Below are 14,484 nucleotides of genomic sequence, written 5' to 3'. Positions count from 1 at the left end.
CGTGACGGGATGCCGCGGGCCGCGGCATCCCGTCATCACTCACCCGAAGAGCGCGGCCGCCTCTTCGAAGCGGTACTGCGGAACGGTGTTGAGCTCGCCGAGCGCCTCGGCGAACGGCACGCGCACGATGTCGGTGCCGCGCAGGGCCACCATCTGGCCCCAGGCGCCGTCGACGACGGCGTCGGCCGCGTGGAGGCCGAGACGCGTCGCCAGCACACGGTCGAACGCCGACGGCGAGCCGCCGCGCTGGATGTGACCGAGCACGGTCGCGCGGGTCTCGATGCCGGTGCGGCGCTCGATCTCGGGCGCGAGCACCTCGCCGATGCCGCCGAGTCGGGGGCGGTTGAACGCGTCGAGCCCCTTGTCGCTGAAGGCCTCCTCCATGCCGGTGAGCTTGAAGCCCTCGGACACGACGACCAGCGGGGCGCGCCCGCGGCTGTGCGCCTTGTTGACGAGCTCGCAGACCTCGTCGATCGACATGGGCACCTCGGGGATGCAGATCACGTGCGCACCCGCGGCGATGCCCGCGTGCAGGGCGATCCAGCCGACATGACGCCCCATGACCTCGGCGACCATGCAGCGCTGGTGCGAGTCGCCGGTGGTGCGCAGGCGGTCCATCGCGTCGGTCGCGATGTTGACGGCGGTGTCGAAGCCGAACGAGTAGTCGGTCGCGCGCAGGTCGTTGTCGATCGTCTTCGGTACGCCGAGCACGTTGATGCCGTCGTTCGAGAGGCGGTCGGCGGCGGCGAGGGTGCCCTCTCCGCCGATCGCGATGATGCCGTCGATGCGGTGTCCGTAGAGCGTCTTCGCGATGTTCTCGGCGCCGCCGCGGGGGCCCTCGTAGGGGTTCGTGCGGCTCGTGCCGAGGATCGTGCCGCCGACCTTCGACAGACCCTTCACCTCGTGGCGGGTCAGCGGGAAGAAGTCGCCGTCGACGACGCCGCGCCACCCGTCGCGGATGCCCACGAACTCGATGTTGTAGTTCGTCGTGCCCTTGAGCACGACGCCGCGGATGACCGCGTTCAGGCCGGGGCAGTCGCCGCCGCTGGTCAGGATGCCGATCTTCATGCTGTGATCCTTGCTTTCCGGGTGTGGAGCTTCCGGGGAGACAGGCGACGTTGCCCTCCCGACTGTATCGCCGGATGCCTCGTGGGTGCCACACGGCCCCGAGACGACCGATGCGGTCGCCCCGGGGCCGTGCACACAGATGCGGTCAGGCGGCGCCGAGCGCCTGGCGCAGCACGTGGATGAGCGCCGCGAGCTGCACGGAGTCGCTCGACCCGGGCTCGACCGCGACGCCGTCGAGGGCGCGCAGGGCGAGCGACTGCTTCGAGTCGATCAGCTCGGCGATCTTCGCGTCGATCGTGTGGGCGGCGATGATGCGCCAGGCGGTGACCGGCTCGTCCTGTCCGATGCGGTGCACGCGGTCGATCGCCTGCGTCTGCTCCGCCGCGGTCCAGCTGAGCTCGGCGAGCACCACGTTGGAGGCGGCCTGCAGGTTCACGCCGACGCCGGCCGCGGTCAGCGAGCACACGATGATGCCGACGCCCGGGTCGTTGTTGAACGCGTCGATCGCCTCCTGGCGGGCGACCGAGGTCTGGTCGCCGCGGATCGAGACAGCACGCACGCCCGCGGCGGCGAAGTGCGCCTCGGCCTGGTCCATGACGTCGATGTGCTTGGCGAAGAACACGACCTTGCCGACCGAGCGCTGCAACTGGGCGGCGTAGTCGGCGGCGAGCTGGGCCTTGCCCTGCCCGATGCGACGCACCATCGTGAAGACGTTCTCCGAGCCCGTTCCGGCGGCCTTCGACTCGTCGAGCTCGTGCTGGGCGACCATGCGGATGACGTCCTCGTCGACCTCGCCGGCGGGCACCGTGGTGCCGTGGCGGTCGGCGCGGGCCGTGACGACCCGGCGGTAGTGCGCGGCGAGGCGCTCGCCGAGCTCGCGTTCGGCCTGCCGGATGGACCGGCCGAACTCGTCGTCGAGCTGCACCGGCAGGTCGGCGATCAGCTTGTCGGGCAGGTCGGCGGCGACATCCGTCTTCAGACGCCGCACGATGCCCATCGAGATCACCGCGCTGCGCGCCTCCGGGTAGAACGCCTTGTCGGCGGGCGTGAAGCCCGTCTCGTCGAGCTTCGCCATGAGCTCGGTGCCCGGCTTCTGCCCGTTGGTCCAGCCGAGGAAACGCCAGATGGCGTCGAAGTCCTCGACGTCGTTGATCAGGGGCGTTCCGGTGAGCGCGAGCAGCAGCGGGTTCGTGGTGCGCTCGCGCAGGCGGGTGGCGAGGGCGAGCACGTTCTGGGACCGCTGCGAGGTGAGGTTCTTGATGAAGTGCGCCTCGTCGACCACCATGCCGCGCAGACCCAGCTCGCTGAGCCACGACAGGTGACGATCGAGGATCTCGTAGTTCACGATGAAGACGTCGGCGAAGGCGTCGACGTCCTCGCCGTCGCCCTGAATGACGGTCGCGCGACGCTGCGGCGTCCAGCGGGCCACCTCGCGCGCCCAGTTCATCTTGACGACGTTGGGCACGACGACCAGCAGCGGATAGGCACCGGCGACGGATGCCGCGAGCACCGACTCGGCCGTCTTGCCGAGGCCGGGCTCGTCGGCCAGCAGGAACGTGCGGTGCCCCTCGCGCACGGCCTCGAGGAACCGCGACTGGTGCGGCATGACCTCGAGCCCCTTGGGTGAGAGCCGGTCGAACTCGGGCACGGGCGGCAGCGGCATGCACGCCGATCCGCCGCCGGCACCCGTCTCGAACGCCTTGTAGAGCGGGCCCATCAGCTCCCAGCCGTCGAGGCGGCGCCGCGGCGCGTCGACCGCGGGGCGGGAGGTCAGGTCGGGGGCGAGGAACGGGTTCGACATCTGCCGCGACTCCACCTGGGCGGGCGTCACCTGACGCTCGGCGAGCGCGGCCGGAACGACCGGGGCCGGGGCGGGGGCGGCATCCGTGATGATCAGCTCGTCGGGAGCGAGCTCGGCACCCGACTCGAGCAGCCAGTCGCGGCGCATGCGGCGCGCCACCGGCGACGTCGCCTGATCGACCTCGAGCAGTTGGATGAGCGAGGTGTCGCGGGCGGCGGTCTTCGCGAGGATCGTCGCCACGCCGTCAAGGCGCTTGAGCAGTTCGGCGCGCACGTCAGTGGCGAGCGCGGTGTCGGCCTTCACCCGGGCGCGCTCTTCGCGAACCAGGAAGGCGATCACCTGGAACTTCACGCGGTTGGTCGGGCCGAGCTTCCCGCGCTGCGCCTTGGCCTCGACCTCACGCACCTTGCGGGCGAGGATCGGGATGATGGGCGCGTCGTCGTCTCGACGGGACGACGAGCGTCGTTGCCGCTGAGCGGCTGCCGTGGTCGGCATGCTCCTCCTGAGCGTCGAATCCGAAAGCGTCGACCTGCGACGGTCGAGCACCGGTAACTGCTGCCGCGGCCATCCGTGGAGATCGGATGTCGGCGGGCGGGCGGCGCCTCGCTTCCGCACGGTGTGACGAGTGTCGGTGCGCGGCGGGGGCCGTGATCAGTCTAGCCGATCGGCGCCGAGCGTCGGACCCGATCGACGACGCGCAGACAGGTCGCCGTCATCGGCCGACGTCCTGCGGCAGCCGGGTCTCGATGGGCGACGGCGACGCCGGGGCGGGGCGAGGGATCACCGACACCTCCGTCGACGGTGTCGGAGGGGGCTGCGCCGGGGCGTCGGGCCGACACCCGACGATCAGGCCTGCGACGGCGACCGACCCCGCAGTCGCCACGAGCAGCCTGATCGTGAGTCGCATCGCCCACCTCCTGCTCGGATGCTACGAGCGCAGCGCACGATGGTCGTCCTGGTGTCCACAGCCCGCACTACTGTGGGCGGGTGAGCGTCCCCCCACGCGCGTCCGATCGCACGGTGATGGCCATCGCTGTGCTCGCCTCGGCGGTGTCGTTCCTCGACGCCACCGTTGTGAACGTCGCCCTGCCGGCGATCGAGCGCGAGCTCGGCGGCGGACTCGTCACGCAGCAATGGATGGTCGACGCCTACCTGCTGACCCTCGGTGCGTTCATCCTCACCGCAGGAGCCCTGAGCGACGTCCTCGGACGTGTCGTCGTGCTCCGCATCGGTCTCCTGGTGTTCGGCGTCGCCTCGGTGCTCGTGGCAGCCTCCCCCGACCCGGTCTTCCTCATCGCCGCACGCGCGCTGCAGGGCGTGGGCGGAGCTCTTCTCGTGCCCAGTTCGCTCGCGATCATCACCGCGCACTTCGACGACGACACGCGCGGACGCGCGATCGGCACGTGGACGGCGTTCACGACCGCCGCGACGCTCGTCGGTCCGGTGCTGGGCGGACTGTTCGTCGACCATCTGTCGTGGCGTGCCGTGTTCCTCGTGAACGTGGTTCCCCTCGCCGCCGCCCTGGTGCTCCTCGCACGCGGCGGACTCGTCGACGAACGACGCGGCGGCCGGGTGGATGTCGCGGGCGCGGTGCTGTGCGCCCTGGGGCTGGGCGGCGTCGTGCTCGCCTTCATCGAGCAGCCCAGACTCGGGTGGGCGCATCCACTGGTCGCCGGCGCTCTCACGATCGGGGTGATCGCCCTCGCGGGATTCTTCGTCCGCGAGCGATCGACCCCCGACCCACTCCTGCCCCTCGGCATGTTCCGACGACGGAATTTCTGGGCGGGGAATCTGGCCACGCTCGCGATCTACGGCGCCCTGTCGCTCAACGGCATCGCGCTGGGGCTCTTCCTGCAGGAGACCGGCGGCTTCAGTGCGACCCTGGCCGGCCTCGCGACCCTGCCGGCGACGGTGATCATGATCGCCACGAGCCGGTTCGCCGGCGCGGCCGCCTCCCGATTCGGCCCGCGCCGGTTCATGGCAGCGGGGCCGCTCGTGTGCGCGGCGGCGATGATACTGCTGCTCACCGTCGGCACACCGCTCGACTACCTGACGCAGGTGCTGCCGGCGGTGGTGCTGTTCGGAGTGGGGCTCTCCCTCACCGTCGCTCCGCTCACCTCGGCGGTGCTGGGCGCCGCGGGCGCCGATCACGCCGGCGTCGGCTCGGCGGTGAACAACGCCGACGCGAGGATCGCCGGGCTCGTGACGGTGGCGCTGCTCGGCGTCGTGACCGGCGGATCCCTCGATGTCGCGGGATTCCACGCCACCGCGATCCTCGCGGCCGCACTCTTCACCGGCGGCGCGGTGGTGTCCGCGATCGCGATCCGCGATCCGCAGCGCACCTGACCGCGGCTCAGGCGAGGATGGCGCGCACCTCCGCGACATCCGCCGTCATGCGCTCGATGAGCGCATCGATGCCGTCGAATGCGACCATCCCGCGGATGCGGGCCGTGAACTGCACCTCCACGGATGCGCCGTAGAGGTCGAGGTCATGCTCGTCGAGGACATACGCCTCGACCTGGCGCTGGTCGACGTCATCGAACGTCGGGTTCGTGCCGACACTGATCGCCGCCGGATAACGGTGGTCACCGCCGGGCTCTCGCACGAGAAGCCACCCCGCATACACGCCGTCCGCCGGTGCCACCCCCGCCGTGCGGCCGCCGAGGTTCGCCGTAGGGAAGCCGAGCTCGCGACCTCGTTTGAGTCCGTGTACGACCTCGCCCCAGACCGAGGGGGCGCGCCCGAGCAGCCGTGTCGCCGTGGCGATGTCGCCGTCGGCGAGCGCCTCACGCACCCACGTCGAGGACACCCGGCGCTCCCCCGCGCGGGCGCGCACATCGTCGATGACGTCAACGGTGAACCCCCGCGCGGCGCCCAATTCGGCGAGCAGTTGCGGGGTGCCGACGCCGCCGCGCCCGAAGCGGAAGTCGCCGCCGACCAGGATCGTGCGCATCCCGAGCGGACCGAGCACGGCGTCGACGAATCGCTCCGGCTCGAGATCGGCGAGGTCACGGTCGAACGTGAGCACGAGGACGGCGTCGATGCCGGTCTCGGCGAGCAGCTCAAGCTTCTGGGGCACGCCGGTGAGGCTCGGCGGGCAGGCGTCGGGCCGCAGCACGGCCAGCGGGTTGCGGTCGAAGGTGACGGCCACGACCTTCGCCGTGCCCGCGGCATCCGCTCGGGCACGATCGAGCACCGCCCGGTGCCCCGCGTGCACGCCGTCGAACTTGCCCACCGCGACGACCGACGGACCGAATCCGTCCGGCACCTCGGCGGGCGAACGGAACACGAGCATCAGGCGCTCTCCGCGTCGGGACGGTGGCGGCGCAGCCACCAGAGACCGAAGAACGGCAGCACCAGCGGAACGAACACGTAGCCGATGCCGTAGATCGACCAGACGGTCGGATGCTGGAACAGCGCCGGGTCGACGATGCTCAGCGTGCCGACGATGAGCACGCCGGCGAGCTCGAAGCTGATCGCGATCCACGCGACGCGATACCAGCCTCGCGATCCCGAGAACACGAGGGCGAGCGTCGCGAGGATGTAGACGACCGCGGCGACGGCAGAGAGCGCATAGGCGACCGGAGCGGCCTGGAAGTCCTGGATGATCTGCACCACCGAGCGTCCCGTCGCCCCGAGCGCCAAGATGCCGTAGACGATGACCAGCACGCGACCGATCCCCGTCATACGGGTACGGGAGGTGCGGGCGGACGCGGGCTCGGACGAGATGATCGGCATGGCGGCTCCATCCTATTCGGGCCCGGACACGTGCCCGGCGTCTCGCATCAGGACCCCTGCAGCGTCCAGATGACCTCCATGCGCCACACCATCACCGCGACGGCGAGCGCTCCGACGCCCATGACGACCGTGCTCCACCGGCTGCGCTCCAACAGTGCCCAGAAGACGGCGGCAGGCGGCAGGAGAGCCGCCGAGATCGCGTACACCCAGAACTCCAGCACGCTTCCGCTCGGCGTGTTGCCGACGGCCGGGGCGATGAGCGCGGTCACGACCTGTGCGAGCAGGAGCAGCTCGACGAGCGCGAGTGACCCGACCGACAGGTCGGACGGCCGTCGACCCACGAGTCCGAGCACGATACACAGCAGACCGGCAACGGATGCCACGGCCACCTGCACGAGCGAGAACCACAGGATCATGCGGATGCCTCCTCGGGCATGTTCATCGCGCTCTTGATGTCGGCGCCCCGACGTTCGACGATGCCGACGAGCACCCCGTCGGGGGCGATGGCGGCGCGCACGGCCCCGCCGAGCCGGTCGGCCGCCCCCTCGAGCCGCTTTCCGTGGCGCAGATCGCGGGCTTCGTCGGCCGTCACCGGCAGCGCCCCCAGCACGGCCGCCGCGACGTCGGCGGCGGACACGAGGCGCGCGGGGGCGATGTCATCGGCGGATGCCGCATCCGCGACGTCGAACGAGCCGATGCGGGTGCGAAGCAGCGCCGTCAGATGCCCGCCCACCGCGAGGGCGGCGCCGAGGTCGCGCGCGAGGGCACGGATGTATGTGCCGCTCGAGCAGTCCACCACGACGTCGAGGTCGATGACGCCCTCCGTGCGGCACAGGGCGATGACCTCGAACCGGGAGATCGTGACCCGCCGAGAGGCGAGCACGACTTCCTCCCCGGCCCGCGCCAGGTCGTAGGCGCGACGACCGGCGACCTTGATCGCCGACACGGTGCTCGGCACCTGGTCGATCTCCCCGGTGAGCCGGGCGATCCCGGCCTGCACCGCGGCATCCGTCACGGCAGCGATCGCCGCCGGATCGGCGACCGCCGTGCGCACGCCGTCGGCATCGTCGCTGTCGGTCGACTCGCCGAGCCGGATGGTCGCCTCATAGGTCTTGTCGAGCCCGACGAGGTAGGTGAGCAGTCGGGTCGCGCTGCCGACGCCGAGCACGAGCAGGCCTGTCGCCATGGGGTCGAGCGTGCCCGCGTGACCGATCTTCCGGGTCGCGAGCGCGCGACGGGCACGGGAGACGACGTCGTGGCTCGTGATGCCCTGCGGCTTGTCGACGAGGAGGATGCCCGACGGCGAGGCGACGTCGGCGGCCATCAGCAGAAGTCCCGGTAGGCGCGCAGCGGGCGGGCGGGGTCGGTGTTGTCGACGATCGCCGAGGCCGCCGCCGACGGCCGCGCCTCGCGCAGGTAGAGCTCCTGCCCGCCGCGGTAGCGGGCGTTCGCAGGGGCGTCGGGGTCGGGATCCGTGCCGTCGCGCTCGGACACCCGGGCGTAGGCGACCGCGAACGGCGCCTCCAGCCACACCGTCCAGTTCCAGATGCCCTGCGTCTCAGGGCTCTGCAGGAACATGCCGTCGACGATGAGCACCGCGTCCGCGGGACCGGTCGTCCACCGCGCCTCCAGGGGTGCGTCGCGGCGGTGATCGAACGCGGCGAGCTGGAACCCGGTAGCACCCGACGTGCGCGCGCCGTCGCGGAACGGGTCGAGCAGCACCCGGCGGAAGGTCGGGATGTCGTAGGTGTCGCGGTAGAAGCCGACAGCCGAGTCACGGCCGTGCGCGTAGCGCTCGGCCCGCGGGCGGAGGAAGTCGTCGAGGGACGCACGGAAGACCGCGACATCCGCTTCGGCGAACACCTCGGCGAAGCCGTCGGCGAACGTCGTCTTGCCTGCCCCGTCGATGCCGTCGACCCCCAGCACAATGCGGCCCGCCGGGTAGTGCTGCCGCACCTCGTCACGCAGCTGACGCTGCAGTTCGACGACGGGGGTGGAGGCCAGGCGCATGTCCCCAGCCTACGGCGACGGATGCCGCGTCCCCCGCCCGCGCACCTTCTACGCTGGGTCGGTGACCCCCCTCGCCGCCGCCCTCGTCGACTGGTACCGCGGCAACGCGCGCGACCTGCCGTGGCGGGCGCAGGGGTTCGGGGCGTGGGGCGTCCTGGTGAGCGAGTTCATGCTGCAGCAGACACCCGTGAACCGGGTCATCCCGCTGCTCGAGGCCTGGCTCGTGACGTGGCCGACACCGACCGCGCTCGCGGCGGCATCGCCCGCGGAGGCGGTGCAGCGGTGGGCGAACCTCGGTTATCCGCGGCGAGCGCTGTGGCTGCACCGGGCGGCCGTCGAGATCCGCGACCGGCACGACGGCGTCGTGCCGCGCGACGTCGACGCCCTGCTCGCCCTCACGGGCATCGGCGACTACACGGCTCGCGCCGTGGCGGTGTTCGCGTACGGCGACAGGCATCCGGTCGTCGACACGAACACGCGGCGCGTGCTCGCGCGCGCCGTCGACGGAAGGTCCCAGCCCGGGCCGCCGGCGAGAAGCGACCTCGACCGCATGGCGGCGATCCTTCCGGAGGATCGCGCGGCGGCGGCGACAGTGAACGCGGCGGCCATGGAGCTGGGCGCTGTCGTCTGCACCGCGCGTACGCCCCGCTGCGACCTCTGCCCCGTGCGGGAGCTGTGCGCGTGGCGCGCGGCGGGCTACCCCGACACCGGCGACACCCGCCGTCGCCAAGCCCGGTATGAGGGAAGCGACCGTCAGGCCCGCGGCGCCGTCATGGCGGTGCTGCGCGACGCCGCCCCCGAGGGTGTGCCCGTCGACGCCGTCATCGCCGACTGGCCGGATGCCGCGCAGCGCGACCGCGCGATCGGCACCCTGCTCGCCGACGGTCTCGCGGAGACGACGCCCGACGGCCTGCTGCGACTGCCGGCGTAGGGTGCTGCCGCCCGCATTCTTCCGGCGGCATCCCATTGCTCTCGCCTACCCCGCGTGGGAATGTCGTGGTGTGGACAGCACGGTGGCGGTGGTCACACACGATCTGGCGGTGCGGCGCGGTCGTACGCGCATCCTTCATGGCATCGATGTCGCACTCGCACCCGGCGAGCTCGTCGGCCTGCTCGGGCCGTCGGGCAGCGGAAAGACGACGCTCATCCGCTCGATCGTGGGCGCGCAGCGCATCACCCGAGGCAGCGCGACCGTGCTCGGACAACCCGCCGGGAGCCGACCGCTGCGCGGCCGGATCGGCTATATGGCGCAGAGCTCGGCGATCTACGACGACCTGACGGTGCAGCAGAATGTGCGCTATTTCGCCCGGGTGCGCGGCAGCTCCCGTGCCGACGCGGATGCCGCCATCTCGGCCGTCGATCTCGACGCCTTCCGCGGAGCGCTCGTCTCGCGTCTGTCGGGAGGTCAGCGAAATCGGGTGTCGCTCGCGATCGCCCTCGTCGGCCGCCCGCCCATCCTCGTGCTCGACGAGCCCACGGTCGGCTTGGATCCGCTGCTGCGCCGCGACCTGTGGGCACTGTTCCGGTCGCTCGCCGACGACGGCACGACGGTCGTCGTCTCGAGCCACGTGATGGATGAGGCACGGCGATGCGACCGGCTCCTCCTCCTGCACGACGGGCGGCTCATCGCCGACACCACGCCCGATGGACTGCTCGCCGAAACCGCAACGAGCGACCACGACGCGGCGTTCCTGGCCCTCGTCGAACGGAACACGCCATGAACCCGCTCCTCACCCTCGTGACCGCGGGCCGGGTGCTGACCCAGATCCGCCACGACCCACGCACGATCGTGCTGCTGCTGTTCGTCCCCTCGCTGCTGCTCGGTCTGCTCGCGTGGGTCTTCGACGACGCCCACACGTTCGATCAGGTGGGACCGGCGCTGCTCGCCCTGTTCCCGTTCATCGTCATGTTCCTGGTGACGAGCATCGCGACGCTGCGCGAACGACGCAGCGGAACCCTCGAGCGCCTGCTCACCCTGCCGCTGGGCAAGGGCGACGTCATCGCCGGCTACGCTCTCGCCTTCGGGCTGCTCGCCGCGATGCAGGCGCTCATCGCCGTCGCCTTCGCGGTGTGGGTGTGCGGGCTCACGATCGCCGGCCCGATCGGCCTGCTGATCGTGGCCGCCATCCTCAACGGGCTTCTCGGCACGACGCTCGGCCTGCTGGCATCCGCGTTCGCGGCGACCGAGTTCCAGGTCGTGCAGTTCATGCCCGCGATCGTGTTCCCGCAGGTGATCCTGGGCGGCGTCATCGTGCCGCGCGACAGCATGCCGGACGTGCTCCGGGCGATCAGCGATTGGCTGCCGATGTCGCACTCCGTGCAGGCGCTGCACGACCTCGCGACCTCGACCGATACCGGACCGGCCCTGCGCGAACTCGGCGTCGTCGCCCTGTTCACCCTCGGTGTCGTCGTGCTCGCCGCGCTGTCACTGCGACGTCAGACGCGCTGAGCGCGCTCAGTCCTCGTCGTCGTCTTCGACCCGCGGCTTCACGTAGGGGTCGGACTCGCCCGCGTAGTGAGCGCCGACGGCGATGCCCGCCACGGCCTCGTCGCGCTCACGCGCCTCACGCAGAAGATCTTCGATGTGCCCGGCCGAGTCCGGCAGCGCGTCGAGGATGAACTCGAGCGTCGGCGTCAGCCGGATGCCCAGCTGACGACCCACGTCGCTGCGCAGCATGCCGGTCGCGGACCGCAGCGCGGCAGCCGTGTCCTCGCGGGCCTTCTCGTCGCCGAGCACGGTGTAGAACACCGACGCGTGCTGCAGGTCGCCCGTCACCCGCACATCCGTGATCGTCACGAAGCCGAGCCGCGGGTCGCGCAGCCCCTTGTCGAGCCGCTCCGCGAGCAGCACCTTGATGCGGTCGGCGATCCTCGCCTGACGTTCATTCGCCATGTCGTCCTCCTCGCCCGCGGGCCTCTTCGACGGTCCGTGCCCGAGACGGATGCCTCGTGGTCCCCGCGAGGGCCACGAGGCATCCGTCATCGGAGCCGGGAATCGGATCAGCTGCGGGGCTTCTCCACCATCTCGGTCGTCTCGATCTCATCGCCGACCTGGATGTCGTTGTACTTGCCGAGGCCGATACCGCACTCGAAGTCGGTCTTGACCTCAGTGACGTCGTCCTTGAACCGGCGCAGCGACTCGATCGCGAGACCATCGGCGATCACGACGCCCTCGCGGATGACGCGGGCCTTCGCGTTGCGGGTGATGGTGCCGCTGCGAACGATGACACCGGCGATGTTGCCGAACTTCGACGAGCGGAACACCTCGCGGATCTCCGCCACACCCGACTGCACCTCTTCGAACTCCGGCTTGAGCAGGCCCTTGAGCGACTGCTCGACGTCGTCGATCGCGTTGTAGATGACCGAGTAGAAGCGGATGTCCACACCCTCGCGGGCCGCACGCTCGCGAGCCTTCGTGTCAGGACGCACGTTGAAGCCGATGACGATCGCGTTGTCGATCGTCGCCAGGTTCACGTCCGACTCGGTGATCGCACCGACACCGCGGTGGATGATGCGCAGCTGCACCGAGTCGTCGACCTCGATCTTGAGCAGCGACTCCTCGAGCGCTTCGACAGCACCCGACACGTCGCCCTTGATGATGAGGTTGAGCGACTCGACCTTGCCCTCCTCGAGAGCACGGGTGAAGTCCTCGAGCGAGATGCGCTTGCGAGCCTTCGCCAGGGCGGCGTTGCGCTCCGCGGCCTCACGCTTCTCAGCGATCTGGCGGGCGGTGCGGTCCTCCTCGGTGACGATGAAGGTGTCACCGGCGCGCGGCACGGAGTTCAGACCCTGCACCTGCACCGGACGCGACGGCGCGGCCTCCTCGACCGCGTCGCCGTTCTCGTCGATCATGGCGCGCACGCGGCCATAGGCCGTGCCCGCGACGATCGCGTCGCCGACACGCAGCGTGCCCGACTGGATGAGCACGGTCGCGACCGAGCCGCGGCCCTTGTCGAGCTTGGCCTCGATGGCCACACCGCGCGCTGCCTTGTTGGGGTTCGCGGTGAGGTCGAGACCGGCGTCGGCGGTGAGCAGCACCGCGTCGAGCAGGTCCTGGATGCCGATGTTCTGGCGGGCCGACACGTCGACGAACATGACGTCGCCGCCGTACTCCTCGGCGACCAGTCCGTATTCGGTGAGCTGCTGGCGCACCTTCGCGGGGTTCGCCTCGGGCTTGTCGATCTTGTTGACAGCGACCACGATCGGCACCCCCGCCGCCTGGGCGTGGTTCAGGGCCTCCACCGTCTGCGGCATGATGCCGTCGTCGGCGGCGACCACGAGGATCGCGATGTCGGTCACCTGCGCACCACGGGCACGCATGGCGGTGAACGCCTCGTGACCGGGGGTGTCGATGAAGGTGATCGCGCGCTCGATGCCGTCGTGCTCGGTCCAGACCTGGTATGCACCGATGTGCTGCGTGATGCCGCCGGCCTCGCCCGCGACCACGTTGGTCTGGCGGATGGCGTCGAGCAGTCGGGTCTTACCGTGGTCGACGTGACCCATGACGGTCACCACGGGAGGCCGGATCTCGAGGTCGTCCTCGCTCTCCGCCTCCAGCTCGGCCTCGAGGTCGAGACCGAAGCCCTCGAGGAGCTCCTTGTCCTCGTCCTCAGGCGAGACCATCTGGATCTTGTAGCCGAGCTCCGCGCCGAGCACCTCGAAGGTGGCCTCGTCGAGCGACTCGGTCGCGGTCGCCATCTCACCCAGGTTGAACAGGATGGTCACGAGCGTGCCGGGCTGCACGGTGTAGCCGCGCAGCGCCTCGAGCTTGTCGGCGAAGTCGGCGATCGACGCGCCGCGGCGCAGACGGATGATCTCGCCGTTGCCCTTCGAGACGTTGACGCCGCCGACGACCGGAGCGTCCCTCATCTCGAATTCTTGACGCTTCGCCCGACGCGACTTGCGCTGCTTGGACTTGCCGCCGCCCTTGCCGAACGCACCCGCGGTGCCACCGCCGGGGCCACGGCCGCGACCGCCACCACCACCGGGACGCCCGGCGAAGCCGCCGGCTGCCGGGGCGCCACCGGGACGTGCCGCGCCGCCGCCGAACCCGGGGCGTCCGGCACCACCGGTGCGCTGCTGGAACGGAGCGCCCGGACGACCGGCGCCACCGGGACGACCCGCGCCACCCGGACGCGGAGCGCCCGGGCGCGGGGCACCGGGACGCGGGGCCTGGGGACGCGGGATGTTGCCGGGCGTCGGGCGCTGGCCCATTCCCTGCGCGCTCGCGAACGGGTTGTTGCCCGGGCGGGGGCCTGCGGGCCGCTGGCCCATGCCCTGCGCGCTCGCAAAGGGGTTGTTGCCGGGGCGCGGCGAGCCGCCTCCCGGACGCGGTGCCGGGGCTGCCTGTCCGCCCTGGCCGCCCTGCGGGCGCGCGGCCGGAGCCGACGGGGTCTGCGGTCGCGCCGGAGCCGCACCACCGGGAGTGGGCCGCGACGAGGCGGCGGGGCGCTCGGCCGCGGGGCGTTCCGCCTCGGGAGCGGGTGCCGCAGCGGACGTCGACGGTGCCGGGGCGGCCGGGGCCGCGGATGCCGCGGGCTTGGGCGCCTGCGGCCGCGCGGGCGCCGCCGGGGTGGGGCGTGAGGCGGCCGGCTTCGCAGCCGGGGCGGCCGAGGCGGTGCCATCGGCCTGCAGGGCCTCACGGAGCTTTCGCGCCACCGGGGGCTCGATCGTCGACGACGGGCTCTTCACGAACTCGCCGAGCTCCTTCAGCTTCGCGAGGGCGATCTTGCTGTCGACGCCGAGCTCGGAGGCAATCTCGTGTACGCGTGGTTTTGCCACAATTCTCCTGTCTGGGATCTACCCCGGACAGGGCAGACCGTTAGATGCGGACGGGTCTCATTTCGAGCCGTTCACTTTGTGTCCAT

General features: G+C 71.2%; 13 protein-coding genes. 4 read left to right on the top strand and 9 right to left on the bottom strand.

Annotation, left to right across the window (positions count from 1 at the left end; translation table 11 throughout):
• Positions 1–39 precede the first annotated feature (39 nt).
• Positions 40–1,068, bottom strand: coding sequence for a 6-phosphofructokinase (locus ABT08_RS04360; protein ID WP_045246155.1), 1,029 nt, complete (start codon positions 1,066–1,068; stop codon positions 40–42).
• Between the two features lie 145 nt (positions 1,069–1,213).
• Entirely contained in the window at positions 1,214–3,364 is a 2,151-nt protein-coding gene (locus ABT08_RS04355; protein ID WP_056209434.1) for a DEAD/DEAH box helicase, read from the bottom strand.
• 492 nt (positions 3,365–3,856) lie between these two features.
• On the opposite strand from ABT08_RS04355, the gene ABT08_RS04350 reads away from it, so the two are divergent.
• Positions 3,857–5,215, top strand: coding sequence for an MFS transporter (locus ABT08_RS04350; protein ID WP_288114077.1), 1,359 nt, complete (start codon positions 3,857–3,859; stop codon positions 5,213–5,215).
• A 7-nt stretch (positions 5,216–5,222) separates the two neighbouring features.
• Here ABT08_RS04350 and ABT08_RS04345 read toward each other — a convergent pair whose 3' ends face one another.
• Genes ABT08_RS04345 through ABT08_RS04325 form a run of 5 tightly spaced genes read right to left on the bottom strand, consistent with a single transcriptional unit; the run spans position 5,223 to position 8,617 of the window.
• Positions 5,223–6,164 (bottom strand): bifunctional riboflavin kinase/FAD synthetase, encoded by a 942-nt coding sequence (locus tag ABT08_RS04345; RefSeq protein ID WP_056209442.1) that lies wholly within the window; start codon positions 6,162–6,164, stop codon positions 5,223–5,225.
• Positions 6,164–6,607 (bottom strand): hypothetical protein, encoded by a 444-nt coding sequence (locus ABT08_RS04340; protein WP_056209445.1) that lies wholly within the window; start codon positions 6,605–6,607, stop codon positions 6,164–6,166. Before ABT08_RS04340 ends, ABT08_RS04345 begins: the two co-directional genes overlap by 1 nt.
• 47 nt (positions 6,608–6,654) lie before the next feature.
• A complete protein-coding gene (locus ABT08_RS04335; RefSeq protein WP_045246144.1) occupies positions 6,655–7,023 on the bottom strand; it encodes a hypothetical protein in 369 nt (122 codons plus the stop codon).
• A complete protein-coding gene (gene truB / locus ABT08_RS04330) occupies positions 7,020–7,931 on the bottom strand; it encodes a tRNA pseudouridine(55) synthase TruB (protein WP_288114076.1) in 912 nt (303 codons plus the stop codon). The genes ABT08_RS04335 and truB overlap by 4 nt, the downstream gene beginning before the upstream one ends.
• Positions 7,931–8,617, bottom strand: coding sequence for a nucleoside/nucleotide kinase family protein (locus ABT08_RS04325; RefSeq protein WP_056519524.1), 687 nt, complete (start codon positions 8,615–8,617; stop codon positions 7,931–7,933). Before ABT08_RS04325 ends, truB begins: the two co-directional genes overlap by 1 nt.
• A gap of 61 nt (positions 8,618–8,678) precedes the next feature.
• Here ABT08_RS04325 and ABT08_RS04320 point away from each other — a divergent pair, with 61 nt between their 5' ends.
• The 3 genes from ABT08_RS04320 to ABT08_RS04310 all read left to right on the top strand — a co-directional run bounded on the left by ABT08_RS04320 (position 8,679) and on the right by ABT08_RS04310 (position 11,066).
• Entirely contained in the window at positions 8,679–9,548 is an 870-nt protein-coding gene (locus ABT08_RS04320; protein ID WP_056209581.1) for an iron-sulfur binding domain-containing protein, read from the top strand.
• Between the two features lie 70 nt (positions 9,549–9,618).
• Positions 9,619–10,338, top strand: coding sequence for an ABC transporter ATP-binding protein (locus tag ABT08_RS04315; RefSeq protein WP_273189964.1), 720 nt, complete (start codon positions 9,619–9,621; stop codon positions 10,336–10,338).
• Positions 10,335–11,066: an ABC transporter permease gene (locus ABT08_RS04310; RefSeq protein WP_045246134.1), complete on the top strand. Its 732-nt coding sequence runs from the start codon at positions 10,335–10,337 to the stop codon at positions 11,064–11,066. The genes ABT08_RS04315 and ABT08_RS04310 overlap by 4 nt, the downstream gene beginning before the upstream one ends.
• A gap of 6 nt (positions 11,067–11,072) precedes the next feature.
• Here the strand turns inward: ABT08_RS04310 and rbfA are convergent, their stop codons facing one another.
• Complete coding sequence (gene rbfA / locus ABT08_RS04305; RefSeq protein ID WP_045246132.1) at positions 11,073–11,510, bottom strand: 30S ribosome-binding factor RbfA; 438 nt, start codon at positions 11,508–11,510, stop codon at positions 11,073–11,075.
• A 107-nt stretch (positions 11,511–11,617) separates the two neighbouring features.
• Positions 11,618–14,398: a translation initiation factor IF-2 gene (infB, locus tag ABT08_RS04300; RefSeq protein ID WP_288114075.1), complete on the bottom strand. Its 2,781-nt coding sequence runs from the start codon at positions 14,396–14,398 to the stop codon at positions 11,618–11,620.
• Positions 14,399–14,484 lie beyond the last annotated feature (86 nt).

Source organism: Microbacterium sp. SCN 71-21 (genome assembly GCF_001725695.1).
GTDB lineage: Bacteria > Actinomycetota > Actinomycetes > Actinomycetales > Microbacteriaceae > Microbacterium > Microbacterium ginsengisoli.
The sequence above is the reverse complement of the archived record's forward strand: the minus strand, read 5'-3'. Positions and strand labels throughout refer to the sequence as shown.